We start from the raw sequence: 26,351 nt of genomic DNA, 5'->3' as shown, positions 1-26,351 counted from the left end.
CTGCAGCTAAACTTTCATCGCGCAATAATGCAATAGTCTGATCCAGTATTCTTGAAACTTTATGTCTGCCGCGTCGCAGCGGCCCCAGGCTCCGGCACCGAGGCGGCGTAGAAGTCCAGAAGCGGCCGCGCGCCCGGCAGCGGCTGCAGCTCCGCCCCCACCAGCCCCCGGCGCTGCAGCGGCGCCAGCCCCTCGTCCAGCGTCGCCGCCATTTGCGGCGGCAGTTTCAGCACTGCCCCCGCCGCGGTCAGCTTCGCGACCAGCGCCTCGATGCGCGCCAGGAGTTCCTCGCGGCTGGCCGCCCCCTCGCCCAGCGCCTTGGCCACCAGCGGCACCGGCAGGACCGGCACCACCGCCGCAATCGCCGCCATCAGCCGCGCGCCAAGCGTATCCACCGTCCCGCCCGCCGCCAGATGCCCGCGCAAACCGACCGGGGCGCCGAACCCCGCCGCCGCGGTGCCGAAGCCCCTGGTCCGGCCCCGGAACCGCGCCCAGAGGAACCGCATCGCATGCCAGGCCACCCAGAGCGGCCGGTTGCGGAACCGCCGGGTCCCGGCCTTGGCCGCCTCGACCAGCACCCGATCCTCCAGCACCCGGTCATAGGCCAGCCCCACCGGCACGAAGACCACATCCCGCTCGCCGGGGTTCCAGCCCTCGACGACATAGCTCAGAAGCCCGAGTTTCGCCGGCCCGACCCGCCCGTCCAGCGACAAGCCGCCCTCGGGAAAGATCGCCTGCGTCGTCCCCGCCTCGGTCGCCATCTGGACGTAGCGCGCCAGCACCTTGCGATACAGCGCGTTCCGGCTGCCGCGCCGGATGAAATAGGCCCCCATCGACCGGATCAGCGCGCTCAGCGGCCAGACCCGCGCCCATTCCCCCACCGCATAGCTGACCGCCGAGCGCCCCGCGACCAGCCAGGTCACCAGCACATAATCCATGTTGCTGCGGTGGTTCATCACGAAGATCACCGTGGCCTGCGGGTCGATCGACCGAAGCGCCTGGTCCACCTTGCCGACCCTTACCCGGAACAAGAGCCGCGACAGCCATTTCGCCGCCCGCGTGCCGAATCCGAAATAGACCGTGGCGGAAAACCCCGGCACGATCTCGCGCGCATAGCGGCGCGCCTCCTCGAAGGCCACCTCGCCCGGCACCCCGGTTTCGGTTGCATGGGCCATCGCCGCCTCGACCACCTGCCGGTCATAGGCCAGCCGCGCCACCATGTCGGCATGCTCGGCCAGCTTGAACAGGTCGATCTTCCGGTCCAGCCGGGCATTCAGCCGCGCCAGCGCCTTTTCTGCCCTCCGGCGAAAGACCCAGCGCACCGAGGGGAACAGGAAATGCGTGGCAAGGCTGATCGCGGCAAAGCCCAGGATCAGGACAAGCAACCAGACCGGAACCGCCACCGTGCCGAACATCGGCGCAGCCTGCCCGAAACCCGGACCCTCGTCGATGACTTCGTCACTCCTCGCGACGAGGCGGCGAAGTCGAACGAGGAGCAACGCCGCAGCGCAGCGATTGACATTGGCACGATCTGTCGCATATCCATTTCGCAACGCAATAAAATTACCCGCGCGACTCACGAGGCCGACATGACCCAAGAGAAACCCTGGCTTTTCCGCACCTATGCCGGCCATTCCACCGCCGCGGCCTCGAACGCGCTCTACCGGACCAACCTGGCCAAGGGGCAGACCGGCCTTTCCGTCGCCTTCGACCTGCCGACGCAGACCGGATATGATAGCGACGACCCCCGCTCGCGCGGCGAGGTCGGCAAGGTCGGCGTCCCGGTCGCCCATCTCGGCGACATGCGCGCGCTGTTCCACGGGATCCCGCTGGAGCAGATGAACACCTCGATGACGATCAACGCCACCGCCCCCTGGCTGTTGGCGCTGTATATCGCCGTGGCCGAGGAACAGGGCGCCGATGTCTCGAAGCTGCAAGGCACCGTGCAGAACGACATCATCAAGGAATATCTCTCGCGCGGGACCTACATCCTGCCGCCGCAGCCCTCGCTGCGCCTGATCACCGATGTCGCGGCCTATACCGGCAGGCACCTGCCGAAGTGGAACCCGATGAACGTCTGCAGCTACCACCTGCAAGAGGCCGGGGCCACGCCGGAACAGGAACTCGCCTTCGCGCTGGCGACCGCCTGCGCCGTGCTGGATGATCTGAAAGTGAAAGTCCCGGCCGCGGAATTCCCGGCAATGGCGGGCAGAATGTCGTTTTTTGTCAATGCGGGCATCCGCTTCGTGACCGAACTCTGCAAGATGCGCGCCTTCACCGCGCTTTGGGACGAGCTTCTGGAATCCCGCTACGGCATCACCGACGCCCGTTTCCGCCGCTTCCGCTACGGCGTGCAGGTCAACTCGCTGGGCCTGACCGAGCAGCAGCCGGAAAACAACGTCTATCGCATCCTGCTGGAGATGCTGGCCGTCACCCTGTCCAAGAACGCCCGCGCCCGCGCCGTCCAGCTTCCGGCCTGGAACGAGGCGCTTGGCCTGCCGCGCCCCTTCGACCAGCAATGGTCGCTGCGGATGCAGCAGATCCTGGCCTATGAGACCGACCTTCTGGAATACGACGACCTTTTCGACGGCAACCCTGCCGTGGACCGCAAGGTCGACGCGCTGAAGAAAGGCGCGCTGGAGGAACTCGCCCATATCGACGCCATGGGGGGCGCCGTCGCCGCCATCGCCTACATGAAATCCCGCCTGGTCGAGGCCAATGCCGAGCGCCTGGCGAAGATCGAATCCGGCGAAACCACCGTGGTCGGCGTCAACCGCTTCACCACCACCGAGCCTTCCCCCCTTGCCTCCGGCGAAGGCGCGATCATGCAGGCCGACCCCAGGGCCGAGGCCGACCAATGCGCCCGCCTTGCCGACTGGCGCGCCGGGCGCGACCCGCAGAAGGTCGCCGAAGCCCTCGCCGCCCTGCGCAAGGCCGCCCAGACCGGCGAGAACATCATGCCCGCCTCCATCGCCGCGGCCCGCGCCGGCGTCACCACCGGCGAATGGGGCGGCGCGATGCGCAGCCTCTACGGCGAATACCGCGCCCCGACCGGCGTCAGCCAACACCCCTCGAACCGCACCGAGGGGCTGGAGCCGGTCCGCGATGCCGTGGCGCAGGTCGCGACGAAACTCGGCCGCCCGCTCCGCCTTCTCCTCGGCAAGCCCGGTCTCGACGGCCATTCCAACGGCGCCGAGCAGATCGCCGCCCGCGCCCGCGACTGCGGCATGGAGATCACCTATGACGGCATCCGCCTGACGCCCGAGGAGATCGTCGTCGCCGCCGCCGAGAAACGCCCCGATGTGATCGGCCTGTCCATTCTCTCCGGCAGCCACCTGCCGCTGATCGGCGAGACGCTGGAGCGGATGCAGGCGGCCGGCCTGTCGCAGACCCCGCTGGTCGTCGGCGGCATCATCCCCGAGGATGACGCCAGGACCCTGCGGGGCATGGGCGTGGCCCGGGTCTATACGCCCAAGGACTTCCAGCTGAACCGGATCATGCTGGACCTGGTGGCCCTGGCCGATCCCGAGGCGGTGGCGGCCGAATAGCGGCCCCGGCGAAACTTGACGCAAATCAAGGCATGCCGGTCCCCGCCGGCTATCCTGCATGTCAAGTTCCCGGCCAAGGACACTGCCATGTTCGACCGCATCCGCACGCTGCTTCACCGCCTGCAAGAAGTGCAGCAGGTCAGCGCGCTCTCCGACCGCGATTTCGCCGATCTCGGGCTTAGCCGCCATCAGGCCATGGATTTCCTTCGCATGCCGCGCGACATCGACGCGCGTGTCATTGCCATGGGCAAGGTCTTTGGCGTGCCCGAGGAAGATCTCAAGCGCGATTACGAGCAATGGGTCGAGCTTCTGACCACCTGCGGCCATTGCACCGACCGGGCGATCTGCGCCGCGACGCTGGCCGGCGCGCATCCGGTTCCGTCGCAATGCAGCTTCTGCGGCAACCGCGACAGCTTTGCCGATCTGGCTGCCCATCCGCACTGACGGCCCCTTGCGAAGCACCCCGCGCCCCGCCTTAATGGCCGGGCCTGACCGGCCGCAGGGGGAGAGAGAATGACCGTCCATATCGCTGCCAGACCCGGCGAGATCGCCGAGACCGTGCTTCTGCCCGGCGACCCCTACCGCGCCCGCTGGGCCGCCCAGACCTTCCTCACGGATGCGGTCCTGGTGAACGAGGTGCGCGGGATGCTGGGCTATACCGGCACCTGGCGTGGCCACCGGGTCACCATTCACGGCACCGGCATGGGGATGCCGTCGCTTTCGATCTACGCCAACGAGTTGATCCGCGACTATGGCGCGCGGACGCTGATCCGCGTGGGCTCGGCCGGGGCGCTGCCCGAACATGTCAGGGTCCGCGACGTGATCCTGGCGCAGACCTGTTCCACGGCAGGCTCGCCCTCGCGCACCCTCTTCAAGGAGATGAACTTCGCCCCCTGCGCCGATTTCGGCCTGTTGTCGAAGGCCCATGCCGCCGCGACCGCCAAGGGCACCCCGGTCCATGTCGGCGGAATCTTCTCCTCGGACACCTTCTACGACGAACGCCCGGACCTGACCGAACTGCTCCTCCGCCACGGCTGCCTTGGCGTCGAGATGGAGGCGGCCGAGCTTTACATGCTCGCCGCCCGCCACGGCGCCCGCGCGCTGGCGGTGCTGACCGTCTCGGACCACATCACCACCGGCGAGGCGCTGCCCTCGGACCAACGCGAGAAGAGCTTTGGCGCGATGATCGAGATCGCGCTGGAAGCGGCTTTCGCCTAGGCCCCCAGGAAGGCGGCCACCCGGGCCACGGCGCTGCCCCGCTCCATCGCCCGCGCCGACCAGAGGCGGAACCCGGCCCCGAGCGGCACCCGTTGCGGAAAGGGCGCGACCAGCGCCCCCCGCTCCAGTTGCGCCGCGACCAGCGGCCCGTGCCCCATCAGCACGCCCGCGCCGTTCACCGCCTCCTCCACCGCCAGCGCGTAAAGCGAGAAGACCGGCCCCCGCACCGCCACCTTCGCCCCGACCGCGTGCAGCCAGACCTCCCAATCCCGCGCCCAGACCGAATCCGACAGGCAGGGCAGCCGGCCAAGGTCCTCCACCCCTGAAAGCCGCTCTGCAAGCGTCGGGGAGCAGACGGGGAAAAGCTCATCCGCCGCCACCAGCCGGCCGCCGCTTTCAGCCGGAAACAGGCTCAGGTCATGCAGGCTGCGCTTGAGGTTCGGCGCCGCCTCCAGCGCGGTGATCGACACCGAAATCTCCGGCGCCGCCGCCCGCAACGCCGGCAACCGGGGCGACAGCCACAACTGCGCAATCGCGGGCAGGGTGGCGACATGCACCTCGCGCGGCAGGGCCAGCGCGCGCAGCCGCGCCTCGGCCCCGGCCAGCGCGTCGAAGGCCCCGGTCAGCTCCCCGGCCGCCGCCAGCCCCAGCGCGGTCAGCCGCACCCCCCGCGCCTGCCGCTCGAACAGGGGCGCCCCCAGCCGCTCCTCCAGCGCCTTCACATGCGCCGTCACCGCGCCAGGGCTCACCCCCAGCTCCGCCGCCGCCAGCGTGAACGCCCCCGTCCGCGCCGCCGCCTCGAAGGCACGCAGCGCGTTCAGCGGCAGGCGGGTCAGGGGCGGCGGGGCAACTGGCATGGCTTAGCTTTCCTGACCCTAATTTTCCGCAGAACTGATTTGTCCGCAAGCCCCTGGCCCCCTACCCTGCCACAAAAGGAGACCGCCATGCCCCATCTCGCCCCCCGCCCCTGGGTTCCCGCCGCCTGCGAAACCCATATCCAGCGCCTCGCCAGCGATGCCGGCAAAGCCTCCGCGCAGGTCGCCAACCGGCTCGACGCCCTGATCGCGAAGAACCGCGAAATCCACGACCAGGACTGCTTCAACCTGAACCCCGCGACCAATGTGATGAACCCCAGGGCCGAGGCGGCGCTGGCCTCCGGCATCGGCTCGCGTCCCTCGCTCGGCTATCCCGGCGACAAGTACGAGATGGGGCTGGAGGCAATCGAGGAGATCGAGGTCATCGCCGCCGAACTCGCCGCCGAGGTCTTCGGCGCGCGCTACGCCGAAATCCGCGTCGCCTCCGGGGCGCTGGCCAACCTCTACGGCTTCATGGCGCTGGCAAAGCCGGGCGATGCGATCATCGCGCCCCCCGGCAGCATCGGCGGCCATGTCACCCACCATGCCGCCGGCTGTGCGGGCCTCTACGGGTTGACGACCCACCCCGCCCCGATCGACAGCGACGGCTATACCCTTGATCTGAAAGGCCTGCACGACCTTGCCCATGCCGTCCGGCCGAAGGTCATCACTGTCGGCGGCAGCCTGAACCTGTTCCCGCATCCGGTGGCCGAGGTCCGCAAGATCGCCGATCAGGTCGGCGCCAAGGTCCTGTTCGACGCCGCCCATCAATGCGGCATCATCGCCGGCGGCGTCTGGGCCAATCCGTTGACCGAGGGCGCGCATCTGATGACGATGTCGACCTACAAGTCGCTCGGCGGCCCCGCCGGCGGCCTGATCGTCACCAACGATGCCGCGATTGCCGAGCGGCTGGATGCCATCGCCTTCCCCGGCCTGACCGCCAATTTCGACGCCGCCAAATCCGCCGCCCTGGCCTATACCCTGCTCGACTGGCGCGACCACGGGCGGGCCTATGCCCGGGCCATGGTCGATCTCGCGCGTGCCCTCGCCTCGGAACTCGGCAGGCTCGGCCTGCCGGTCTTCGCCGCCGACCGGGGCGCCACCGCCTCGCACCAGTTCGCCATCGAGGCCGCAGCCTTCGGCGGCGGGCAGGCAGCCTCGAAAACCCTGCGCAAGGCCGGGTTCCTGGCCTGCGGCATCGGCCTTCCGATCCCGGACGTCGCCGGCGACCTGAACGGCATGCGCATCGGCACGCCCGAGTTGGTGCGCCGTGGCGTCACCCCCGCCGATGCCCCCGCCCTCGCCGCGCTGATCGCCGAGGGCCTGCGCTCGAACGCGCCCGAAACCGTCGCCCCGCGCACCAAGGCCCTGCGCGCCCGCTTCCAGGGGATGCATTTCGTCAACTCTTGACCTCCCCCTCCTGCCACGAAATCGCAGGAGACGGGGCATGAAACGACCCGGGCAGCGCGGCCCCCCGCCCCGGCCCGGGGCGACCGCCACGACGGGCATCGGCAGGCTATCCCTGACGGTCCCGCAGGCAATCCCTCGGCTCGCGCCCCCGCGCGGTCGCCCCGCAGGCGACGCAGCGCCAGAAATCCGGCGCGACGCTCCGGTCCAGCCGCCAGCGGCAGTCGCGCGTCAGGGTCGAGTTGCGCCGCGTGATCCAGAGATAGAGGAAGACCGAGACCCCCAACGCCAGCAGGAGCAGCGGCACGGGCGGATCACACCACCCGCTCGACCATCATCTTCTTGATCTCGGCGATCGCCTTCGCGGGGTTCAGCCCCTTGGGGCAGGTCTTGGCGCAGTTCATGATCGTGTGGCAGCGATAGAGCTTGAACGGATCTTCCAGCGCGTCCAGCCGCTCGCCCGTCGCCTCGTCCCGGCTGTCGATGATCCAGCGATAGGCATGCAAGAGCGCCGCCGGGCCAAGATACCGATCCGAGTTCCACCAGTAGGACGGGCAGGCGGTGCTGCACGAGGCGCACATCACGCATTCGTAAAGCCCGTCCAGCTTCTTGCGATCCTCGATCGACTGCCGCCATTCCTTGGCCGGGCGGTTAGTCTTGGTCTCCAGCCAGGGCATGATGCTGGCGTGCTGGGCGTAGAAATGCGTCAGGTCCGGGATCAGGTCCTTGACCACTTCCATATGCGGCAGGGGATAGATCCGGACATCGCCCTTCACCTCGTCCAGCCCGTAGATGCAGGCCAGCGTGTTGATCCCGTCGATGTTCATCGCGCAGGAGCCGCAGATCCCCTCGCGGCAGGACCGGCGGAAGGTCAGGGTCGGGTCGATCTCGTTCTTGATCTTGATCAGCGCGTCCAGGACCATCGGGCCGCATTGGTCCATGTCGATGAAATAGGTGTCCACCCGCGGGTTTTCGCCGTCATCGGGGTTCCAGCGATAGATCTGGAACTTGCGGACGTTCTTGCCTTCCGGCTTCGGCCAGGTCTTGCCGGTGCGGATCTTCGAGTTCTTGGGCAGGGTGAGCTGGACCATGGGAAATCAGCCTTTCCAGTCGGGTCTTGCATAAAGCGGACGGCTGGGCGGCTCGCCCGTCCTTGCCATCACGCAGGTCTCGTAGATGGCCGAGGGATCACGGCCGAGCAGGAAGTCCGAGCTTACCGCCAGTTCGATCGAACCATCGGCATGTCCGCCCGATCCCACCCCCACCCCGAGCGTGCCGCGCGGCTGCTGCGCCAGGCGCGCGCGCTCGAAGCACTGGCGCTCGGCCTCGGCCTGGGTCATCGGACCGCAGCCGAGGAGGAGAAGGCAGGGAATCAGGGCCAGCCGCATCTTCATCATCGGATCGGCGGCACGGCATGGGCGGCGAAACAGGCCTGCGCGGCGGGGCGCAGGGCGATGTCGCGGATCGTGGCCTTGGTCGAGGTCCCGGCCTCGACGCCGACATCGCGCGCCAGAAGCCGCAGCTCGTCGGGGCTCGCGGCATCCAGGATGCAATTCGTCGCCGCCTGCGCCGGATCGGCCGGCATGTCGACGTTCACCACCGGAAAGACCACGCTTTCCGCCGTCCGCCGCACGGCCTTGTCGGCCATCTCGGCCGGATCGCAGGCAGAGAGCGCCAGCAGGACAAGCAGGGCGGCCCCGGCGCGCATCAGAACTTCCTCTCGGCCGGGGCGATCTTCGCCAGCGGGATCCCGCCCTCGGCCTCGGTGGTCAGGGGATCGGCATGGACCGGACGATAGTCCAGCCGCACGTTGTTGCCCTCGACCCAGGCCAGCGAGTGCTTGCGCCAGTTCGCATCATCGCGGTTCGGGTGATCCTCATGCGCATGCGCGCCCCGGCTTTCGGTGCGGGCATGCGCGCCGTAGATCGTCGCCAGGGCGTTCGGCATCAGGTTGGTCAGCTCCAGCGTCTCCATCAGGTCGCTGTTCCAGACCATGCTGCGGTCGGTGACCCTCAGGTCGCCCATCTTGCCCGCGATGGCGGTCATCTTCGTCTCGCCCGCCGCGAGGGTCTCTTCGGCGCGGAAGACGGCCGCATCGGCCTGCATGGTCTTCTGCATCTCAAGCCGCAGCTCGGCGGTCGGGATCGCGCCCTTGGCGTGGCGCAGGTCGTCGAAGCGGCCCAGCGCCTTGTCGACCCCGGCCTTGTTCGTCGCCGGAACGCTTGCCTCCCGGTCCACCACCTGCCCGGCCCGGATCGCCGCCGCCCGGCCAAAGACCACCAGGTCGATCAGCGAGTTCGACCCCAGCCGGTTCGCGCCATGCACGGAGGCGCAGCCGGCCTCGCCCACCGCCATCAGGCCCGGGAACACCGCGTCCGGGTTGGCGGCGGTCGGGTTCAGCACCTCGCCCCAGTAGTTCGTCGGGATGCCGCCCATGTTGTAATGCACCGTCGGCAGGACCGGGATCGGCTCTTTCGTCAGGTCGACGCCGGCGAAGATGCGGGCGCTTTCGCTGATGCCGGGCAGGCGCAGCTCCAGCGTTTCCTTGGGCAGGTGCGAGAGGTTCAGATGGATATGGTCCTTGTGGGCCCCCACCCCGCGCCCCTCGCGGATCTCCAGCGTCATGCAGCGGCTGACATAGTCGCGCGGCGCCAGGTCCTTGTAGTGGGGCGCATAGCGTTCCATGAACCGCTCGCCGTTGGCGTTGGTCAGATAGCCGCCCTCGCCGCGCGCGCCTTCGGTGATCAGGCAGCCCGAGCCATAGATGCCGGTCGGGTGGAACTGCACGAACTCCATGTCCTGCAACGGCAGCCCGGCCCGCGCCACCATCCCGCCGCCGTCGCCGGTGCAGGTATGGGCGCTGGTGGCCGAGAAATAGGCCCGGCCGTAGCCGCCGGTCGCCAGGACCACCATCTTCGCGTTGAAGACATGGATCGTGCCGTCATCCAGCTTCCAGGCGACAACGCCGGTGCAGGCGCCATCGGTGATGATCAGGTCGATGGCGAAATATTCGATGTAGAATTCCGCGTTGTTCTTCAGGCTTTGCCCGTAAAGCGTATGCAGGATCGCATGGCCGGTCCGGTCGGCCGCCGCACAGGTGCGCTGCACCGGCGGGCCCTCGCCGAATTCGGTCGTATGGCCGCCGAAGGGGCGCTGGTAGATCTTGCCCTCCTCGGTGCGGCTGAAGGGCACGCCGTAATGCTCCAGCTCGTAGACGGCCTTCGGCGCCTCCCGCGCGAGGTATTCCATCGCATCGGTGTCGCCCAGCCAGTCCGAACCCTTCACCGTGTCGAACATGTGCCATTGCCAGCTGTCCGGGCCCATGTTGCCCAGGCTGGCCGCGATCCCGCCCTGGGCGGCCACGGTATGGCTGCGCGTCGGAAAGACCTTGGTCACGCAGGCGGTGCGCAGCCCCTGCTCGGCCATGCCCAGCGTCGCGCGCAGGCCGGCGCCGCCAGCCCCCACCACGACCACGTCATAGTCATGCACTTCATAAGGATAGGCAGTCATCATCATTCCCTTCAAAGCGCGATCCGGACCAGGGCGAACAGCCCCGTCGCGGCGATCGCCCAGGACAGCGCGATCACGCCGATGATCAGCATCTTGCGCATCGTGCCGCGGGTGTAATCCTCGATCATCGTGGTCGCGCCCATCGCGAAATGGCGCATCCCGACGACCAGCAGCAGCCCGGTCACGATCGCCGGGAAGGGCCGGGCGAAGGTGGCCAGCACCTCCTCGCGCGTGCCGCCCAGGGCCGAGCCGAAGACGTAAAGCCAGACCGGAACCAGCAGGGCCAGCCCCACGGCCGAGACCATCATCGACCAGTGGTGTTCCGTGCCGTGATGCGCCGAACCCCGGAACTCGGCGCGCTTGCGTGCGGTCAGATAGCGCATGTCTTGCCTCACTGGACCAGAAGGATGGTCAGCACGGTCAGCACGACCGAGCCGATGATGCAGGCCCAGCCCAGCTTTTCCGCCGTCGGGATGTCCAGCCCCTTGCCCGCATCGAAATAGAGGTGCCGCAGCCCGGCCAGATAGTGATACCACACCGCCCAGAGCGAGAGGGTGAACACCAGATCGCCGAACCAGCTGGTGGCGACTGCGTCGGCGATCGCGAAATACTCGTCCGAGGTCGCCGCCGCCAAAAGCCACCAGACCGCCAGCAGCACGCCGGCCACCAGCCCGTTGCCGGTGATCCGCGTCAGGATCGACGACATCGAGGTCATCTGCGGCCGGTAATACGGCCCGATCATGAACGGGGAGAGGGGCCGTTCGACCCGCTTCGGTGCAGCCATTGCGCTTCCCTTCGTCGCTGTCCCGGCCCCCGGCGCAAGGCCCGGCCGGATGGCTTCGATTGCTACTCTTCAATAACGCGGATTTCGCCGGTGTCACGCCATGGAACGCCGCATTTGCGAGATGTTTTCGCTATCCGCGCAAGTTTTTCGACTTTGTGATCACGAATTTCCGGGCTGTGATCACAGAGAGGCCGCCCTTCGGCGCCCCCCGACTCAACGCGGCAGCAGGGCCCAGTAGTCCAGATCCAGCAGGACCTCGGGCAGGTATTTCCCGTCCGCCCCGCGCAGTTCCCCCGCCGCGCCCCGCGTCGCCACCAGCCGCAGCCGCAGCGCCCCGACCGAGGGCACCGCGGTCTCGGCGCGGTCCAGCACCTCGGACCAGGCCCGCACCGTATCGCCCGCGAAACAGGGGTTCACATGCGCGCCCGCATTCAGCCCCGCGATGAAATGCGCATTGGCCAGGCCGTTGAACGACAGGCTGCGCGCCAGGCTGATCAAATGGCCGCCATAGATCAGCCGCCTGCCGTCCTCGCGCTGGGTCACATCGAAATGCACCTTGGCGGTGTTCTGCCACAGCCGCGTCGCCAGCATGTGCTCGGCCTCCTCGACCGTCACCGCATCGACATGGTCGATCACCTCGCCCACCGCATAATCGCCCCAGCGATGCGGCTCTCCGGCCAGGCCGAAGTCATGGCGGCTGAAGTCCAGCCCCTCGGGCACCACCAGCGCCGCCGGCGCCACCACCGGCGCCAGATCCGGCACATGCACCGGCACCTCGACCTCGCGCCGCCGCTTGCGCACCAGCACCCAGCGGACATATTCCAGCACCGCCTCGCCGCGCTGGTTCAGCCCGCGCGTCCGGACCCAGACCACCCCCGTCGTCCCCGAGGAGGTCTCCTTCAACCCGATCACCTCGGATTCCGAGCGCAGCGTGTCCCCCGGCCAGACCGGCCGCAGCCAGCGGCCCTCGGCATAGCCCAGGTTCGCCACCGCGTTCAGGCTGATGTCCGGCACCGTCTTGCCGAAGACCGTATGGAAGGCCACCAGGTCGTCCAGCGGGCTGGCCGCCAGCCCGACCGAGCGCGCGAACTCGTCCGAGGACGACACCGCCCCCCGCGCCGGATAAAGCGCATGGTAAAGCGCCCGTTCGCCCGCGCCCACCGTGCGCGGCACCGCATGGCGGATCACCTCGCCCAGACGATAATCCTCGAAGAACCGGCCCGGATTGGTCTTCATTGCTCCCCCAGCTTCAACTCGGGGTGATAGTCCCCCGCCACATCCTTCACCACCGCCTGCCCGCAGCGCATCACGCCCGCGCCCGCGTCATAGGCATAGGTCGGGCCGCCATGCAGCTCCCACCCCTTGTTCAGCGCCGCCGTCACCTTGTGACAGAAGGCCGAGGTGTCCTCCGCGCTCAGGAACCGATACAGCTTCATCTTCCCCAGACCCCGACAATTCGCCTAAGATTTCCGCTTCCTCTTGGAGAAATTCTCCACGGATAGCCCGTTGGTTTTCGCCATCGGTTGAAAAAACCAATGGGCTGAAGGGGTGAAACCCTCGCTCCGATCTCAGCCATAAGGCCAGACGCCCAGCCAGTTGTGCACCCAGGCAATCGCCCCGAACACCACCAGCGCCCCCAGCACCGTGCCGATCTCGCGGCTCATCGGCGCGGGAGGCGGCGGGGCCGGGCGCGGCTCGGCGCGGTTGATCAGGATCACCTCGACCACGGCCCAGGCCAGAAGCCCGCCGAACAGCAGCAGGCTTGCCAGATCGCCGTTCACCAGCAGATGCGCCACGGCCCAGGTCTTTACCGCCGTCAGCTGCGGATGCCGGATCACGCCGGTGATCCGCGTCTTCGTCACGCTGGCGGCGAAAAGATAGACCGCGATCATCATCAGCAGGTTGTTCAGATGCGTCAGGAAGGCCGGCGGATACCACAGGTCCACCTGCTCGACCCCGCGATAGCCCAGGACCATCAGCACCACGCCGGCCAGCACGCCGGCCGCGACCAGCCCCTTGCCGGCGTCGCCCATCCCCGCGCGCGCGGCCGGGGCCAGGCGCTTGAACAGATGCGCGCCCCACCACAGCGCCAGTCCCAGAACGATCAATGTCATCGCAAAGCCTCCTGCCGGTTCACGGGCCGCAGCCTGCCCCTAAACCGCCGCCGCTGCAATCGACCGCGCCGCGATCGCCTCGGCCTTCGCGATCAGAAGCTTCGCCGTCGCGACATGCAGGTTCTCCACGATCCGGCCATCGACCACCGCCACGCCCTCGCCCCGCGCCAGCGCCTCGGCATGGGCCGCGATCTGGCGCCGCGCCAGCGCCACCTCTTCCTCCGAGGGCGCAAAGACCTCGTTCGCGATGTCCAGTTGCGCCGGATGGATCAGCGTCTTGCCGTCGAACCCCATGTCCCGGCCCTGCTCGCATTCCGCCCGCAGCCCCGCCTCGTCGCGGAAGGCGTTGAACACCCCGTCCACGATCACCTTGCCCGCGGCCTTCGCCGCCATGAGGCAGGTCCCCAACGCCGCCATCAGCGGCATCCGGTCGGCCCGCGCCCGCGCGCCCAGTTCGCGCGCAAGGTCGTTGGTGCCCATCACCAGCCCCTCCAGCCGCGGATGCGCCGCGATCGGGCCGGGGGTCAGGCAGCCCTTCGCCGTCTCCAGCATCGCCCAGAGCGGCTTGGCCACCCGCCCCGCCGCCGCATCCAGATCCTCGGGCCCGTTCACCTTGGGCAGCAGCACCGCATCCACCCCCGGATGCGCCGCGAAGGCCAGCAGGTCCGCCGCGCCCCAGGGCGTGTCCAGCCCGTTCACCCGCACGATCCGCAGCCGCTGGCCGAAACCGCCCCGCTCCAGATCCGCGACCAGCAGCTGCCGGGCGCGGGCCTTCTCCTCGGGGGCGACCGCATCCTCGAGGTCGAAGATGATCGCATCGGCCGCCAGCTCGCGCGCCTTCTCAAGCGCGCGCTCCTTCGAGGCCGGGATATAGAGGACAGAGCGACAGGGACGCGACACGACTCACCTCAGCGCAAGATTCTTGCGCTTGAAAGCACGGATCCGACACAAACGGCAAGTCGAAAATGCCGCGCCGCAGCGAAAACCCTCAGTCCGGCCGACCCGTTGGAAAGCATCGCCTGCAGGGCCGGAACCCCTCGGTCAGGCATTCGGCGACGCTGGCACGAAAGCTGACATTCCCGCGTTTCGCGGTGCGCGCCGGGCAGGTCAGGCGGCAGAAGATGCCGGTGGTCCGGACACAGGCGAAGGCGCGGCCCTCGAAGGCCGGGTCGCGGGCGGCAAGGGCGGCATAAAGCAGATCGGCATCGGGCAGCATGGCGGACTCCTTTCGCCCCAGCCTGCCACGGCCCGACGCGCGGCCAAAGCCCCACGGCCCCGATTGCGCAGCATCCGGGTCAGATCAGCCCGCGCGCGCCGTCCCAGACCAGCTTGACCGAGATCAGCGCCAAGGCCCAGATCACCAGCCGGAAGAACAGCCGCTCCGGCAGCACCTGCACCAGCCGCACCCCGGCAAAGACCGCGATCACCGCCGGCAGCGCCAGCACCGCCGCCAGTTTCAGGTTCCCCGCATCCAGCTGGCCCAGCGCGTAATAGGGCACCAGCTTCACCGCGTTGATCACCGCGAAGGCAATGGTCGCGGTCCCGGCGAAGACCGCCTTCGACATGCCCAGCGGCAGGGTATACAGCTGATAGGGCGGCGCGCCCGCATGGCTGACGAAGCTGGTGAACCCCGTCACCGCGCCCCAGAACAGGCCCGGCGCGACCTCGGCCCGCCGCGGGATCACCTCCTTCGGCCGGCGCAACAGGATGTTCAGCGCGAAGGCCAGGCCGATCAGGCCGACCAGCAGCGTCACCGCCGCCTCGGGCACCAGGCTGGCCGTGGCCCAGCCCAGCCCGATCCCCGCCACCGCTCCCGGCAGCAGGATCGCCAGCACGCGGGCGTCGAAGGCACGGCGATAGGCATAAAGCCCGAAGGCGTCCGAGACGACATAGACCGGCAGCAACAGCCCCGCCGCCATGACCGGGTTCATCACCAGCGCCATGACCGGCACGCCCAGCATCCCCACCACCGGCACGCCGCCCTTGCCCATCCCCACCAGCGCCGACGCCAGCACCGCCGCCAGCCAGAAGCCGATCCCGTCCATGCCACCCTCCGCACCCGCTACCGCTAACGCCGTTTCGTTCCGGCCGGAAGGGTGGAGATTTCGCATACAATTGTATACCAAACCCGGTCCGAGGCTGGACAGCCGCGCATTTAGGGGCTACGCCTCGCCCCGATTCACCCCCAAGGAGGCTTCCATGGCCAGACCCAAGATCGCCCTCATCGGCGCCGGTCAGATCGGCGGCACGCTTGCGCACCTGATCGCGCTGAAGGAACTGGGCGACGTCGTCCTGTTCGACATCGCCGAGGGCACGCCGCAAGGCAAGGCGCTCGACCTCGCGCAGTCCGGCCCGGTCGAAGGCTTCGACGCGGCGCTCTCGGGCACCAACACCTATGCCGACATCGCGGGCGCCGACGTCTGCATCGTCACCGCCGGCGTTCCGCGCAAACCGGGGATGAGCCGCGACGACCTCCTCGGCATCAACCTCAAGGTGATGAAGTCGGTGGGCGAGGGCATCAAGGCCAACTGCCCGAACGCCTTCGTGATCTGCATCACCAACCCGCTGGATGCGATGGTCTGGGCGCTGCGCGAATTCTCCGGCCTGCCGCACAACAAGGTCGTCGGCATGGCCGGCGTGCTGGACTCGGCCCGCTTCCGCCACTTCCTGTCGCTGGAATTCAACGTCTCGATGAAGGACGTCACCGCCTTCGTCCTCGGCGGCCACGGCGACACGATGGTTCCTTCCGTCCGCTACTCCACGGTCGGCGGCATCCCGCTGCCGGATCTGGTGGCGATGGGCTGGACCACGCAGGAAAAACTTGACGCCATCGTCCAGCGCACCCGCGACGGCGGGGCCGAGATCGTGGGCCTGCTGAAAACCGGCTCCGCCTTCTACGCCCCCGCCGCCTCGGCGGTGGAAATGGCCGAAGCCTATCTCAAGGACCAGAAGCGCCTCCTGCCCTGCGCCGCCCATGTCAAGGGCGCCTACGGGCTCGACGGCCTCTATGTCGGCGTTCCGGTCATCCTTGGCGCCGGCGGCGTCGAGCGCGTGGTCGAGGTCAAGCTCGACGCCACCGAGAAGACCATGTTCGACAAGTCCGTCGACGCGGTGAAGGGCCTCGTCACCGCCTGCAAGGGCATCGACCCGTCGCTGGCCTGACCGTCCGGTCCGATTTGCCTGACTTGAATGCGCGGCCCCTCGCCGCGCATTTTTGTTTCTGTCCCGGTGAAAGGCCTTTGCCGATGAGAATTGCCCTGCTCGCCCTTCTGGCGCTTGCCGCCCCTGCCACCGCCCAGACCCTGTCGCAGGAGATCGGCGCGAACGGGATCGCCCCCACGCTCGCCCGGCTCGAGGCCCAGCCCGAACCCGCGCTCGAGGACATCTTCGCCATCGGCGGGCTGCATTTCCTGTCGGGCATCGAGCGCGCGCTGCAACTGCAATGGCGCACCGGCATGGATCAGGCTGCGGGCGCCGCCGGCGACACGCTCGGCGTGCCGTTCCTGCGCCTGCCGCTGCCGCCGAATCCCGCGCCCGAACCTTTCCAGGGCGCGCTCCTCAGCCAGCTTTTCGCCGGGCTCGACGCCGACATGCGGGCCGCCCGCACCGCGCTTGCCACCCTGCCCGAGGGCGAGGAGTTCGGGCTGGAACTCAGCTTCTCGGACCTCTGGTTCGACGTGAACGCGAACGGCACCCGCGACGCGCAGGAAGAGGCGCTGCTGATCGTCGGCCCGCAGTTGATGGGCTGGCAATGGCAGGACCCCGACCCCGCCGCGCCGCCGCTGGTGGTGCGCTTCGACGCCGCCGATGCCGCATGGCTGACCGCCTACAGCCATCTCCTGTCCGGCATCGCCAACACGATCCTGACCTATGACCCCGCCGCCGGCATCGACCGCGCCCTCGCCGCAAAGGCCGCCTTCGGACCGACGCCAGGACCGAAGCCGGAGTATTTCGACTTCGAAAGCTTCGCCGATGCCTTCGCCATGCTGGAAGGCGCGGTCAATCAGCCGCCAGACGCGGCCCGCGCCAAGGCCGCGAAGGACCATTTCCTGTCTGTGATCACCGAGAACCGCCGTTTCTGGACATTGGTGGCGCGCGAGGTGGACAACGACCGCGAATGGCTTCCGAACGACGCCCAGACCTCGGCCCTCGGCTTCACGCTGCCGCCCGGCACCGGCGACACCTGGCAGGGTGTGCTGGCCGATGGCGAGGCGCTGCTGCAGGGCCGCCTCCTCCTGCCCTACTGGCGCGGCCTCGAGGGGCAGGGCATCAATCTCGGCCGCATGTTCGACGCGCCCGCGCCGATGTCGATCACCGGCTGGATCCAGGGCTGGGCCGCCGTGCCCTATCTGGAGCAGGGTCCGGTCGTGACCTCCGACAGCCTGCGCCGGTTCGAGGCGCTGATGGGCGGCGATGCCGGGCTGATGATGGTCTGGCTGAACTGACGCCGGCCGGGGCCTGGCTCTCTCCGGCCCCGGCGACACCTGGCAGGGCGTGCTGGCCGCTGGCGAGGCGCCGCTGCCGCAAGCGCAGGGTGGGCGCCAACCCACCATTCGTTGAACGACCCGCAAGGAACGGTGGGCTGGCACCCACCCTACTCCCCGAAAGCGCCCTTGCTCTCTGGCCAGGCGAATAGCCCGGTGGACCGCCCCCTCGACAAATCCGAGCTTCACCGGATTCGACCGGATCTGTAGGTCGGGCTTCAGCCCGACTCTTCCAATACTTAGGTCGGGGCCTGCACCGACTCCCCCTCACCCACCCCGCACCACCCCAACCACCGGGCGCCTCCCTCGCCCGCGTGGGGGAGGGCCGGGAAGGGGGGGCCGCACCGCAAAACCTCAAACTCCCAATTCTTAACACCACCCTAACGAAAACTCCCAACCCGCTGAAATCCCTGCCGAACCCGGTTTTGTCCACCGTGGACACCTCCACACCCCCTTGCCCCCGCCCCCCAAATCCGGCATCCCGATAGGCCACCCCATCTCCCGGAGGCCCCGATGGACTATTCGAAATCCGGCAACCCCAAGGGCGCCCGCCGCGCCCCCCGCGGCCCCGACCATGCCCGGAAGGGCGCGCCCAAGGCCACGACCCCGCCACGCGAGAGCAAGGAAGACCTCCTCGCCCGGATGAAGGCGGCGGCGAAGAAGGACGACAAGAGCTGACAAGGCTCGCCTCGCCCTACCTCGCCCCCGGCTTCTACGACGCGGCCATCGCCAAGGGCCGCCACCGCGACATCGTCGGCGGCCGCTGGGACGAGACCGGCCGCGTCCAGATGGCCGCCCTCCTCGCCGAGGGGATGACCCCCGACGACCACCTGCTCGACATCGGCTGCGGCGCCCTTCGCCTGGGCCACAAGGCCGTCCCCTTCCTGAAGCGCGGCCACTACTGGGGCACCGACGCCTCCCTCGCCCTGATGCGGCACGGGCGGATCCACGAACTCCCCGACCCCGCGCGCCTGCCCGAGGACCACCTGGTCGAGGACGCCGCCTTCGCCTTCCCCGGCATTCCCGAAACCATCACCCTCGCCATCGCATTCGGCGTCTTCACCCACCTGCCCGCTCCGATGCTGGCGACGGCCCTCGGGAACCTGCGCCGCTTCCCCAACCTCAAGGCGGCCCTTTTCACCGTCTTTCACTCCGACGAGGCCGGCCCCACCCGCCAGCCCGACGGCGTCGTGACCCATCCCGACCGCCCGCCCTACCATGTCGGCACGGCCGCGACCGAGGCCGCCATCCGCGCCGCCGGCTTCATTCCCCGGCTGAAGCCGATGCTCCTGCCGCGCGGTCAGGTGCTCTGGTCCGCCACCCCGCCCCAGATCCCATAGGCCAGGCGCATGTGGTCGATGCAGGCCCGGTTGGCCGCGTCGCGATCCGCGCCCTCGACGACTGCCGAATAGAGCGGCGCAACCCGCGACAAGGGCAGGATCGCCCGGGCAAGGTTCAGGCGGCGGTCGGCCCAGATCGGGATCCCGCGCCGGGCAAGATGTCCCGAAAGCCAGACGTCATCCACCGACCAGACCACCGGCGGAATATCGAAGGCCGCATCGTCCAGGAACTCGGGACGCAGCGCGACGCCGGCATAACCCTCGGCGATATCGGCATGGCCGGAACGGTCCAGCTTGCGGAACTGCGCCAGCAACCTTGGCTGCTCGGTCCGCGACGGCAGCAGCCGGCCGCCGACGACCTTGCCCAGACGGCGCAGGTGAAAGCCAAGCTGTTCGGGAAAACCCGGCGCGATGACGGCCACGGGCTCGGGGCGTGGCGCGGACCATGGCCGGCCCATGCGTTCAAGGGTCGTGGCCGCGGCACAGACCGCCGCTTCGGGATGCCGACGCCGGACCGCCAGAAACCGCGCGGCCCAGCCTGGCGCATAATGGTGGTCGTCATCCGCATACAGCAGCTCCACCCCCTGCCCCCGCCAGGCCCGGGCCGCGGGCAGGACCTTGGTCGCGGGGCCGAGATCGTCGTTCACCCGCACGATCCGCACCCCTTCCGGCACTTCGGGCAGGCCGCCGCCCCAGTCCGGAAAGCGCCGGTAGGACCGGGGGATATACAGCTCCACCGCCTCGGGGCGCGAGCTTTGCCGCAGCAGCGAGGCCAGGGCCGGGCCGAGCTGGTGGAAGCGCGGCGGAATCGTCGAGAGCGAGATCACATGGCGCATGAGGCCAGTGCTAGCAAGCCCCGCGGGGCAAGGCTATTCCCGACTTGCCCCGCCCCGCCCTCTCCGCCAGACTCGCCCCGACCAAGCCGGAGTTCCCCCGATGCGCGCCCTCACGCTCACCCTTGCCCTGCTCGCCGCCCCCGCCGGCGCCGAAACCCTGTCCGAGGAGATCGCCCGCGCCGGCCTCGCCCAGACCGAGGCCCGGCTGGCCGCCCTGCCCGCCCCCACGAACGAGGACCTTTTCGCCCTTGCCGGCCTGCGCTTTCTCGGCGGGATCGAGGCCGCGCTGCAGCTGCGCTGGCAGACCGGGGTGCAGTCCGACTGGTCGGAACTGCCGATCCTGCGGCTGCCGATCCCCGAGAATCCCGCCGCGCGGCCCTTCGAGCCGGCCGATTTCACCACGCTGCTGAAGGGGCTGGACGCCGACATGGAGGCTGCCCGCGCCGCGCTGGCACAGCTTGGCGACAAGCCCTTCGCGCTGGACATCCGCCTTGCCGACCTCTGGTTCGACATCGACGGCGATGGGGCGCGCAGTGCGGGCGAGGATCTGGGCGCGGTCGCCGGGCTCATCCTGGGCGGCGGGCGGGCCACGGGCGCCCCGGTCAGCGATCCGGTGATCACCTTCGACACCGCCGATGCCGCCTGGCTTTCGGCCTATACGAATTTCCTGTCCGGCTTCGCCTCGGCCGCGCTGGCCTATGATCCCGAACCCGCGATCCGCCGGGTGATGGAGAGTTCGGTCGCGATGCGCGCGCTCTGGGGTGACGTGCCGCCGCCCAATGCCTTCGACATGATGTTCGGCCGCCAGGTCGACCGCATCGCCATGGTCCTGCACGCCCTGTCGCAGACCCCCGACAAGGCGCTGGCCGCCGATGCCCATGCCCACCTTCTGGCCATGATCGCCGAGAACCGCCGCTTCTGGTCGCTGGTCGCGCTGGAAACCGACAACCGCAACGAATGGGTGCCGAACGCGACCCAGGTCTCGGGCCTTGGCCTCTTCGTCCCGCCCGAGACGGCAGAGCGTTGGCAGGCCGTGCTGGCCGATGCCGAAAAGGCCCTGAACGGCGAGCTTCTGATCCCGCACTGGCGCTATGGCGGCGCGGCCGGGATCAACCTGAAAAAGGCCTTCGAGAACCCGCCCGCCGTCGATCTGGTCAGCTGGATCCAGGGCGAGGGCCTGCTGCCCTATGCCGAGACCGGGACCCGGCTTTCCACCCAGTCCTGGCGCGACTTCGAGACCCTGGTCTCGGGCGACGGGGTCCTGTTCGCCATATTCCTGAACTGACGGGCGGGGCGACCCAAAATCCTTGCGGAGAGGGTTTTGACAAATTCCTTGCTCAAGGATTTTGGCCTTCTGCATGCGGCGATTCGCCCGGCAAATCCTCTGTCACCGCGCCATGTGATCACACGCTTCCCGCTTGTGATCACACGCCGCAAAACTGTGATCACAAGCGGCATTTTTCCGCCGGTTTGGCGGCAAAACCCCGTGATCCAAGTAGGAAAGCGCCGCGAACCATGCGATGAGGCGGCAAGCTTCTCCAACGGACAGGTGCTGCGCCATGAACATCCACGAATATCAGGCCAAGGCGCTGCTGCGCAGCTACGGCATCCCGGTTTCCGACGGCCGTGTCGTCCTGCGGGCCGAAGAAGCCAAGACCGCCGCCGGAGAGCTTGACGGGCCGCTCTGGGTGGTCAAGGCGCAGATCCACGCCGGCGGCCGCGGCAAGGGCCATTTCAAGGAGGCCGAGGCCGGCGAGAAGGGCGGCGTCCGCCTGGCGCGTTCGGTCGGCGAGGCCGCCGAATTCGCCCGCCAGATGCTGGGCCGCACCCTTGTCACGCTGCAGACCGGCGCGGCGGGCAAGCAGGTCAACCGCATCTACATCGAGGACGGCTCGGACATCGAGCGCGAGTTCTACCTCGCGCTGCTGATCGACCGCCAGACCAGCCGCGTCTCCATCGTCGCCTCGACCGAGGGCGGCATGTCGATCGAGGACGTGGCGCATGAGACGCCCGAGAAGATCCTGACCATCACCGTCGATCCCGCGACCGGCTTGCAGGATTTCCACGGCCGCCGCGTGGCCTTCGCGCTCGGCCTCCAGGGCCAGCAGGTCAAGTCCTGCGTCCAGATCGTCAAGAAGCTTTACCAGCTGTTCCTGGACAAGGACATGGACATGCTGGAGATCAACCCGTTCTGCGTGCTGAAGGACGGCACGCTGCGCCTGCTCGACGCCAAGATGGGCTTTGACGGCAACGCGATCTACCGCCACCCCGACATCGCCAGCCTGCGCGACGAGACCGAGGAAGACCCGAAGGAACTCGCCGCGTCGAAGTTCGACCTGAACTATATCGCGCTGGATGGCGAGATCGGCTGCATGGTCAACGGCGCGGGGCTGGCCATGGCCACGATGGACATCATCAAGCTTTACGGCGCCGAGCCCGCCAACTTCCTCGACGTGGGCGGCGGGGCGACGAAGGAGAAGGTGACCGAGGCTTTCAAGATCATCACCTCCGACCCGAACGTGAAGGGCATCCTGGTCAACATCTTCGGCGGCATCATGCGCTGCGACATCATCGCCGAAGGCGTGATCGCGGCGGTGAAGGAAGTCGGCCTCAAGGTCCCGCTGGTCGTGCGGCTGGAGGGGACGAACGTCGAGCTTGGCAAGGACATCATCCGCAAATCCGGCCTGAACGTCATCGCGGCGGACGACCTGAAGGACGGGGCCGAGAAGATCGTGAAGGCGGTGAAGGGGTGATCCGAGCCCCCCTCCTTGTCGGGCTTCTGGCCCCCCTGCCCACGCTCGCGCAGGACGCCGATCCCTCGAATCAGCTGATCGAGGGCTACACGGCCTGCGCTCTGGGTGAGGGATTGGCTGACAAGACCGTGACGGCCCTCGGCCTTTATGGCTGGACCTCGCAAGAGGACACAGAAATGGGCGTCGTCAACTTCCAGCCCGGGGTGGGCAAGGACACCTTCGCCTACATGTCGCCGACCCCCGGCTACTGCCATGTCGAAAGCACCAGCCTCGGCACCGCCCGGGCGCTGGAACTGCTCGGCTATCTCTCCTTTTCCGGCCAGGTTTCGGTGGACACCACCGAGACCGACGAGAACGGCTGCACCACCGCGACCCTGTCGAACGGTGTGGTCGCCGTCATCACCTCCGGCGGCAACGATCCCGTCTGCACCTCCGAAACCGACTCGGGCGTGCGCTTCTACTTCGGAGAGGGGCAATGACCCGCTCCGCCCCGCTCACCCTCGCGCGGCTTGCCGCCGTCCCGACCTGTCACTGAAGGAGGCCCCGATGGCCGTTCTCGTCAACAAGGCTACGAAAGTCATCTGCCAGGGCTTCACCGGCAGCCAAGGCACCTTCCACTCCGAACAGGCCATTGCCTATGGCACGAAAATGGTCGGCGGCGTGACCCCCGGCAAGGGCGGCACCGAACACCTCGGCCTTCCGGTCTTCGACTCGGTCCATGAGGCCGTCGCCAGGACCGGCGCCGATGCGACGGCGATCTATGTCCCCCCGCCCTTCGCCGCCGACTCGATCCTGGAAGCCATCGACGCCGAAATCCCGCTGATCGTCTGCATCACCGAAGGCATCCCGGTCCTCGACATGATGAAAGTGAAGCGCGCCCTCATCAACTCGCGCTCGCGCCTGATCGGCCCGAACTGCCCCGGCGTCCTGACCCCCGGCGAATGCAAGATCGGCATCATGCCGGGCAGCATCTTCTCCAAGGGCTCGGTCGGCGTCGTCAGCCGCTCCGGCACGCTGACCTATGAGGCCGTGAAGCAGACCACCGACGTCGGCCTCGGCCAGACTACCGCCGTCGGCATCGGCGGCGACCCGATCAAGGGGACCGAGCACATCGACGTGCTGGAGATGTTCCTGGCCGACCCCGACACCCATTCGATCATCATGATCGGCGAGATCGGCGGGTCGGCCGAGGAGGACGCCGCCCAGTTCCTCGCCGACGAGAAGAAGAAGGGCCGCTGGAAGCCCACCGCCGGCTTCATCGCCGGCCGCACCGCCCCCCCCGGCCGCCGCATGGGCCATGCCGGCGCCATCGTCGCGGGCGGCAAGGGCGACGCGGGATCGAAGATCGAGGCGATGAAACGCGCCGGGATCGTGGTGGCCGACAGCCCGGCGGGCCTGGGCGAGGCCGTGCTGAAGGCGATCAAGGGCTGACATGGGACCGGCGCAAGCCATAAGGACGGGCCTTGCCAAGTCCTTCCAGTTCTCAGGGCGAGCCTCTCGCGCCGAATTCTGGTGGTTTGCGCCGTGCGAGTTCGCGCTTCCGGCCCTTGTAATTGGCGTAGGCTATCCGCGGGTTGACGATCACGAAGCGGTGGCCTCTCTGCTTCTTGCTGCCGCACTCGCCGCCTTGCCTGTATCTGACGCTGCGGTCAGACGCCTGCATGACGCGGATAGGTCAGGAATCATGTTTCTGTCAGGTCTCGTTTCGGTCTTCATCACTGCCGCCGGCTTGCTCGTCGTGTTCATTGGGCTTTTTGGCCTCGCGACCATCATATACGCAGCCAAGGGCGTTATGTTGATTGGCCTCGGACTGGCAATTCTATCATTCAATGCTGCTGGCGGTCCCGGGCTCTTGGACCTCCTACGCGGCTTGACCGCACCCTCCACCCCCAATGCAAACCGTTACGGCCCCCTCCTTTCCGAGGTAACCCCATGACCGACCAATCCCCCACCGCCGCCTTCGCCGCCTCGTCCTTCCTTGACGGGGCCAATGCCGATTACGTCGACCAGCTGGCCGCGCGCCATGCCGCCGACCCCGCCAGCGTCGACCCGCAATGGGCCGCCTTCTTCCAGTCCCTCGGCGACAGCGAGGTGGACACCAAGCGCGCGGCGCATGGCCCCAGCTGGGCGCGCGCCGACTGGCCGCCGGTCCCGGCCGACGACCTTACCGCCGCGCTGACCGGGGAATGGCCGACCCCTCCGGCGAAAGAGGCCAGGGCCGCCGGCGCGAAGATCGCCGCCAAGGCCGCCGAACAGGGCGTCCAGATCAGCGAGGAGCAGATCCAGCGCGCCGTCCTCGACTCGATCCGCGCGCTGATGATCATCCGCGCCTACCGGATCCGCGGCCACCTCGCCGCCGACCTCGACCCGCTCGGCATCGCCGCCAAGCCCCCCCATCCCGAGCTTGACCCGGCCTCCTACGGTTTCACCGACGGGGACATGGACCGGCCGATCTTCATCGACAACGTGCTGGGCCTGACCCATGCCTCGATGCGCGAGATCATCGACATCCTGAAGCGCACCTATTGCGGCACCTTCGCGCTGCAATACATGCACATCTCCGACCCCGAGCAATCCGCCTGGCTGAAGGAGCGGATCGAGGGCTACGGCAAGGAGATCGCCTTCACCCGCGAGGGCCGCAAGGCGATCCTGAACAAGCTGGTCGAGGCCGAGGGCTACGAGAAGTTCCTTCACGTCAAGTACATGGGCACCAAGCGTTTCGGCCTGGACGGCGGTGAGGCGCTGATCCCGGCGATGGAGCAGATCATCAAGCGCGGCGGCGCGCTGGGGGTCAAGGACATCATCATCGGCATGCCGCACCGCGGCCGGCTGAACATCCTCGCCAACGTGATGCAAAAGCCCTACCGGGCGATCTTCCACGAATTCCAGGGCGGCAGCTACAAGCCCGAGGACGTGGACGGTTCCGGCGACGTGAAATACCACCTCGGCGCCTCCTCGGACCGGGAATTCGACGGCAACAAGGTCCACCTCTCGCTGACCGCCAACCCCTCGCACCTCGAGGCGGTGAACCCGGTCGTCCTCGGCAAGGTCCGCGCCAAGCAGGACCAGATGAACGATGTCGCGGAGCGCGTGGCCGTGCTGCCGATCCTCCTGCACGGCGACGCGGCTTTCGCGGGCCAGGGCGTCGTGGCCGAATGCCTGCAACTCTCGGGCATCAAGGGCCACCGCACCGGCGGCTGCATCCACATCATCGTCAACAACCAGATCGGCTTCACCACCGCCCCGTCCTTCAGCCGCACCTCGCCCTATCCGACCGACATCGCGCTGATGGTCGAGGCGCCGATCTTCCACGTCAACGGCGACGACCCCGAGGCCGTGGTCCATGCCGCCCGCGTCGCGACCGAGTTCCGGCAGAAATTCCACAAGGACGTGGTCATCGACATCTTCTGCTACCGCCGCTTCGGTCACAACGAAGGCGACGAGCCGATGTTCACCAACCCGGCGATGTACAACCGCATCCGCAAGCAGAAGACCACGCTGCA

The 26,351-nt window shown here is 68.3% G+C and carries 30 protein-coding genes; 14 read left to right on the top strand and 16 right to left on the bottom strand.

Annotated features, from left to right (window positions below; all coding sequences use genetic code 11):
* Positions 1–59: 59 nt before the first annotated feature.
* Positions 60–1,415, bottom strand: coding sequence for a 1-acyl-sn-glycerol-3-phosphate acyltransferase (locus tag ACE3UA_RS10140; protein ID WP_374644702.1), 1,356 nt, complete (start codon positions 1,413–1,415; stop codon positions 60–62).
* 174 nt (positions 1,416–1,589) lie between these two features.
* Here ACE3UA_RS10140 and ACE3UA_RS10135 point away from each other — a divergent pair, with 174 nt between their 5' ends.
* The 3 genes from ACE3UA_RS10135 to deoD all read left to right on the top strand — a co-directional run bounded on the left by ACE3UA_RS10135 (position 1,590) and on the right by deoD (position 4,766).
* A complete protein-coding gene (locus ACE3UA_RS10135; RefSeq protein ID WP_374644700.1) occupies positions 1,590–3,548 on the top strand; it encodes a methylmalonyl-CoA mutase family protein in 1,959 nt (652 codons plus the stop codon).
* 87 nt (positions 3,549–3,635) lie between these two features.
* A complete protein-coding gene (locus ACE3UA_RS10130) occupies positions 3,636–3,992 on the top strand; it encodes a DUF6455 family protein (protein WP_374644698.1) in 357 nt (118 codons plus the stop codon).
* 69 nt (positions 3,993–4,061) lie between these two features.
* Positions 4,062–4,766, top strand: coding sequence for a purine-nucleoside phosphorylase (gene deoD, locus ACE3UA_RS10125; RefSeq protein ID WP_374644696.1), 705 nt, complete (start codon positions 4,062–4,064; stop codon positions 4,764–4,766).
* On the opposite strand, the gene ACE3UA_RS10120 is transcribed toward deoD, so the two are convergent.
* The gene (locus ACE3UA_RS10120; protein WP_374644694.1) at positions 4,763–5,623 is read right to left on the bottom strand and encodes a LysR family transcriptional regulator; all 861 of its coding nucleotides are present in this window, start codon (positions 5,621–5,623) and stop codon (positions 4,763–4,765) included. The two genes, deoD and ACE3UA_RS10120, sit on opposite strands and share 4 nt — an antisense overlap.
* A gap of 87 nt (positions 5,624–5,710) precedes the next feature.
* On the opposite strand from ACE3UA_RS10120, the gene glyA reads away from it, so the two are divergent.
* The gene (gene glyA / locus ACE3UA_RS10115) at positions 5,711–7,030 is read left to right on the top strand and encodes a serine hydroxymethyltransferase (protein ID WP_374644692.1); all 1,320 of its coding nucleotides are present in this window, start codon (positions 5,711–5,713) and stop codon (positions 7,028–7,030) included.
* Between the two features lie 106 nt (positions 7,031–7,136).
* Here the strand turns inward: glyA and ACE3UA_RS10110 are convergent, their stop codons facing one another.
* The 13 genes from ACE3UA_RS10110 to ACE3UA_RS10050 form a co-directional block, all read right to left on the bottom strand.
* On the bottom strand, positions 7,137–7,334 hold the full coding sequence (locus ACE3UA_RS10110; RefSeq protein WP_374644690.1) for a hypothetical protein: 198 nt from the start codon (positions 7,332–7,334) through the stop codon (positions 7,137–7,139).
* A gap of 7 nt (positions 7,335–7,341) precedes the next feature.
* Positions 7,342–8,118, bottom strand: a complete 777-nt coding sequence (locus tag ACE3UA_RS10105; protein WP_374644688.1) for a succinate dehydrogenase iron-sulfur subunit — start codon at positions 8,116–8,118, stop codon at positions 7,342–7,344.
* A gap of 6 nt (positions 8,119–8,124) precedes the next feature.
* On the bottom strand, positions 8,125–8,415 hold the full coding sequence (locus tag ACE3UA_RS10100) for a hypothetical protein (RefSeq protein WP_374644686.1): 291 nt from the start codon (positions 8,413–8,415) through the stop codon (positions 8,125–8,127).
* A gap of 5 nt (positions 8,416–8,420) precedes the next feature.
* A complete protein-coding gene (locus ACE3UA_RS10095; protein WP_374644684.1) occupies positions 8,421–8,735 on the bottom strand; it encodes a hypothetical protein in 315 nt (104 codons plus the stop codon).
* On the bottom strand, positions 8,735–10,537 hold the full coding sequence (gene sdhA, locus ACE3UA_RS10090; RefSeq protein ID WP_374644682.1) for a succinate dehydrogenase flavoprotein subunit: 1,803 nt from the start codon (positions 10,535–10,537) through the stop codon (positions 8,735–8,737). The genes ACE3UA_RS10095 and sdhA overlap by 1 nt, the downstream gene beginning before the upstream one ends.
* An 11-nt stretch (positions 10,538–10,548) precedes the next feature.
* Positions 10,549–10,920 carry a succinate dehydrogenase, hydrophobic membrane anchor protein gene (gene sdhD / locus ACE3UA_RS10085; protein WP_374644680.1) on the bottom strand — a complete coding sequence of 124 codons (372 nt, stop codon included), beginning with the start codon at positions 10,918–10,920 and terminating at the stop codon, positions 10,549–10,551.
* A gap of 8 nt (positions 10,921–10,928) precedes the next feature.
* Positions 10,929–11,321 (bottom strand): succinate dehydrogenase, cytochrome b556 subunit, encoded by a 393-nt coding sequence (sdhC, locus tag ACE3UA_RS10080; protein ID WP_374644678.1) that lies wholly within the window; start codon positions 11,319–11,321, stop codon positions 10,929–10,931.
* Between the two features lie 213 nt (positions 11,322–11,534).
* The gene (locus tag ACE3UA_RS10075; RefSeq protein ID WP_374644676.1) at positions 11,535–12,557 is read right to left on the bottom strand and encodes a MaoC family dehydratase; all 1,023 of its coding nucleotides are present in this window, start codon (positions 12,555–12,557) and stop codon (positions 11,535–11,537) included.
* Positions 12,554–12,757 (bottom strand): DUF1737 domain-containing protein, encoded by a 204-nt coding sequence (locus ACE3UA_RS10070; protein WP_374644674.1) that lies wholly within the window; start codon positions 12,755–12,757, stop codon positions 12,554–12,556. The genes ACE3UA_RS10075 and ACE3UA_RS10070 overlap by 4 nt, the downstream gene beginning before the upstream one ends.
* Positions 12,758–12,889: 132 nt before the next feature.
* On the bottom strand, positions 12,890–13,435 hold the full coding sequence (locus ACE3UA_RS10065) for an NnrU family protein (RefSeq protein ID WP_374644672.1): 546 nt from the start codon (positions 13,433–13,435) through the stop codon (positions 12,890–12,892).
* A 39-nt stretch (positions 13,436–13,474) separates the two neighbouring features.
* Positions 13,475–14,335: a CoA ester lyase gene (locus tag ACE3UA_RS10060; RefSeq protein ID WP_374644670.1), complete on the bottom strand. Its 861-nt coding sequence runs from the start codon at positions 14,333–14,335 to the stop codon at positions 13,475–13,477.
* An 88-nt stretch (positions 14,336–14,423) separates the two neighbouring features.
* Positions 14,424–14,651, bottom strand: a complete 228-nt coding sequence (locus ACE3UA_RS10055) for an Ada metal-binding domain-containing protein (protein ID WP_374644668.1) — start codon at positions 14,649–14,651, stop codon at positions 14,424–14,426.
* Between the two features lie 79 nt (positions 14,652–14,730).
* On the bottom strand, positions 14,731–15,480 hold the full coding sequence (locus tag ACE3UA_RS10050; RefSeq protein ID WP_374644666.1) for a sulfite exporter TauE/SafE family protein: 750 nt from the start codon (positions 15,478–15,480) through the stop codon (positions 14,731–14,733).
* Between the two features lie 154 nt (positions 15,481–15,634).
* Between ACE3UA_RS10050 and mdh the strand changes: the two genes are divergently transcribed.
* The 4 genes from mdh to ACE3UA_RS10030 all read left to right on the top strand — a co-directional run bounded on the left by mdh (position 15,635) and on the right by ACE3UA_RS10030 (position 19,259).
* The gene (gene mdh / locus ACE3UA_RS10045) at positions 15,635–16,597 is read left to right on the top strand and encodes a malate dehydrogenase (RefSeq protein WP_374644664.1); all 963 of its coding nucleotides are present in this window, start codon (positions 15,635–15,637) and stop codon (positions 16,595–16,597) included.
* 83 nt (positions 16,598–16,680) lie between these two features.
* A complete protein-coding gene (locus ACE3UA_RS10040) occupies positions 16,681–17,880 on the top strand; it encodes a hypothetical protein (RefSeq protein WP_374644662.1) in 1,200 nt (399 codons plus the stop codon).
* A 552-nt stretch (positions 17,881–18,432) separates the two neighbouring features.
* On the top strand, positions 18,433–18,597 hold the full coding sequence (locus ACE3UA_RS10035; protein ID WP_374644660.1) for a hypothetical protein: 165 nt from the start codon (positions 18,433–18,435) through the stop codon (positions 18,595–18,597).
* Positions 18,598–18,707: 110 nt separating this feature from the next.
* Positions 18,708–19,259, top strand: a complete 552-nt coding sequence (locus tag ACE3UA_RS10030; protein WP_374644658.1) for a class I SAM-dependent methyltransferase — start codon at positions 18,708–18,710, stop codon at positions 19,257–19,259.
* On the opposite strand, the gene ACE3UA_RS10025 is transcribed toward ACE3UA_RS10030, so the two are convergent.
* A complete protein-coding gene (locus tag ACE3UA_RS10025; protein WP_374644656.1) occupies positions 19,220–20,095 on the bottom strand; it encodes a glycosyltransferase family A protein in 876 nt (291 codons plus the stop codon). The genes ACE3UA_RS10030 and ACE3UA_RS10025 overlap by 40 nt on opposite strands.
* Positions 20,096–20,195: 100 nt before the next feature.
* Here ACE3UA_RS10025 and ACE3UA_RS10020 point away from each other — a divergent pair, with 100 nt between their 5' ends.
* From ACE3UA_RS10020 to ACE3UA_RS09995, 6 genes are all read left to right on the top strand, one after another.
* Entirely contained in the window at positions 20,196–21,380 is a 1,185-nt protein-coding gene (locus ACE3UA_RS10020; protein ID WP_374644654.1) for a hypothetical protein, read from the top strand.
* Between the two features lie 274 nt (positions 21,381–21,654).
* Positions 21,655–22,848, top strand: a complete 1,194-nt coding sequence (gene sucC, locus ACE3UA_RS10015) for an ADP-forming succinate--CoA ligase subunit beta (protein WP_374644652.1) — start codon at positions 21,655–21,657, stop codon at positions 22,846–22,848.
* The gene (locus tag ACE3UA_RS10010) at positions 22,845–23,327 is read left to right on the top strand and encodes a hypothetical protein (RefSeq protein WP_374644650.1); all 483 of its coding nucleotides are present in this window, start codon (positions 22,845–22,847) and stop codon (positions 23,325–23,327) included. Before sucC ends, ACE3UA_RS10010 begins: the two co-directional genes overlap by 4 nt.
* 67 nt (positions 23,328–23,394) lie before the next feature.
* A complete protein-coding gene (gene sucD / locus ACE3UA_RS10005) occupies positions 23,395–24,279 on the top strand; it encodes a succinate--CoA ligase subunit alpha (RefSeq protein ID WP_374644648.1) in 885 nt (294 codons plus the stop codon).
* Position 24,280: 1 nt separating this feature from the next.
* A complete protein-coding gene (locus tag ACE3UA_RS10000) occupies positions 24,281–24,784 on the top strand; it encodes a DUF805 domain-containing protein (protein WP_374644646.1) in 504 nt (167 codons plus the stop codon).
* The coding region (locus tag ACE3UA_RS09995; protein ID WP_374644644.1) for a thiamine pyrophosphate-dependent enzyme at positions 24,781–26,351 on the top strand (1,571 nt) is incomplete at its 3' end. The genes ACE3UA_RS10000 and ACE3UA_RS09995, both read left to right, overlap by 4 nt.

The organism is Tabrizicola sp., assembly GCF_041919135.1.
Taxonomy (GTDB): domain Bacteria; phylum Pseudomonadota; class Alphaproteobacteria; order Rhodobacterales; family Rhodobacteraceae; genus Tabrizicola.
The sequence above is the reverse complement of the archived record's forward strand: the minus strand, read 5'-3'. Positions and strand labels throughout refer to the sequence as shown.

Bases quoted from the DNA above. Each gene is read 5' to 3' on its own strand.
- ACE3UA_RS10050 (WP_374644666.1), bottom strand. From the start codon at position 15,480: ATGGACGGGATCGGCTTCTGGCTGGCGGCGGTGCTGGCGTCGGCGCTG.
- ACE3UA_RS10035 (WP_374644660.1), top strand. From the start codon at position 18,433: ATGGACTATTCGAAATCCGGCAACCCCAAGGGCGCCCGCCGCGCCCCC.
- ACE3UA_RS10135 (WP_374644700.1), top strand. From the start codon at position 1,590: ATGACCCAAGAGAAACCCTGGCTTTTCCGCACCTATGCCGGCCATTCC.
- ACE3UA_RS10140 (WP_374644702.1), bottom strand. From the start codon at position 1,415: ATGTTCGGCACGGTGGCGGTTCCGGTCTGGTTGCTTGTCCTGATCCTG.
- ACE3UA_RS10025 (WP_374644656.1), bottom strand. From the start codon at position 20,095: ATGCGCCATGTGATCTCGCTCTCGACGATTCCGCCGCGCTTCCACCAG.
- glyA (WP_374644692.1), top strand. From the start codon at position 5,711: ATGCCCCATCTCGCCCCCCGCCCCTGGGTTCCCGCCGCCTGCGAAACC.
- ACE3UA_RS10100 (WP_374644686.1), bottom strand. From the start codon at position 8,415: ATGCGGCTGGCCCTGATTCCCTGCCTTCTCCTCCTCGGCTGCGGTCCG.
- ACE3UA_RS10075 (WP_374644676.1), bottom strand. From the start codon at position 12,557: ATGAAGACCAATCCGGGCCGGTTCTTCGAGGATTATCGTCTGGGCGAG.
- sucC (WP_374644652.1), top strand. From the start codon at position 21,655: ATGAACATCCACGAATATCAGGCCAAGGCGCTGCTGCGCAGCTACGGC.
- sdhC (WP_374644678.1), bottom strand. From the start codon at position 11,321: ATGGCTGCACCGAAGCGGGTCGAACGGCCCCTCTCCCCGTTCATGATC.
- ACE3UA_RS10095 (WP_374644684.1), bottom strand. From the start codon at position 8,735: ATGCGCGCCGGGGCCGCCCTGCTTGTCCTGCTGGCGCTCTCTGCCTGC.
- ACE3UA_RS10030 (WP_374644658.1), top strand. From the start codon at position 18,708: ATGGCCGCCCTCCTCGCCGAGGGGATGACCCCCGACGACCACCTGCTC.
- ACE3UA_RS10000 (WP_374644646.1), top strand. From the start codon at position 24,281: ATGGGACCGGCGCAAGCCATAAGGACGGGCCTTGCCAAGTCCTTCCAG.
- sdhD (WP_374644680.1), bottom strand. From the start codon at position 10,920: ATGCGCTATCTGACCGCACGCAAGCGCGCCGAGTTCCGGGGTTCGGCG.
- ACE3UA_RS10040 (WP_374644662.1), top strand. From the start codon at position 16,681: ATGAGAATTGCCCTGCTCGCCCTTCTGGCGCTTGCCGCCCCTGCCACC.
- ACE3UA_RS10055 (WP_374644668.1), bottom strand. From the start codon at position 14,651: ATGCTGCCCGATGCCGATCTGCTTTATGCCGCCCTTGCCGCCCGCGAC.
- ACE3UA_RS10105 (WP_374644688.1), bottom strand. From the start codon at position 8,118: ATGGTCCAGCTCACCCTGCCCAAGAACTCGAAGATCCGCACCGGCAAG.
- deoD (WP_374644696.1), top strand. From the start codon at position 4,062: ATGACCGTCCATATCGCTGCCAGACCCGGCGAGATCGCCGAGACCGTG.
- ACE3UA_RS10020 (WP_374644654.1), top strand. From the start codon at position 20,196: ATGCGCGCCCTCACGCTCACCCTTGCCCTGCTCGCCGCCCCCGCCGGC.
- ACE3UA_RS10065 (WP_374644672.1), bottom strand. From the start codon at position 13,435: ATGACATTGATCGTTCTGGGACTGGCGCTGTGGTGGGGCGCGCATCTG.
- ACE3UA_RS10120 (WP_374644694.1), bottom strand. From the start codon at position 5,623: ATGCCAGTTGCCCCGCCGCCCCTGACCCGCCTGCCGCTGAACGCGCTG.
- sdhA (WP_374644682.1), bottom strand. From the start codon at position 10,537: ATGACTGCCTATCCTTATGAAGTGCATGACTATGACGTGGTCGTGGTG.
- ACE3UA_RS10070 (WP_374644674.1), bottom strand. From the start codon at position 12,757: ATGAAGCTGTATCGGTTCCTGAGCGCGGAGGACACCTCGGCCTTCTGT.
- ACE3UA_RS10130 (WP_374644698.1), top strand. From the start codon at position 3,636: ATGTTCGACCGCATCCGCACGCTGCTTCACCGCCTGCAAGAAGTGCAG.
- sucD (WP_374644648.1), top strand. From the start codon at position 23,395: ATGGCCGTTCTCGTCAACAAGGCTACGAAAGTCATCTGCCAGGGCTTC.
- mdh (WP_374644664.1), top strand. From the start codon at position 15,635: ATGGCCAGACCCAAGATCGCCCTCATCGGCGCCGGTCAGATCGGCGGC.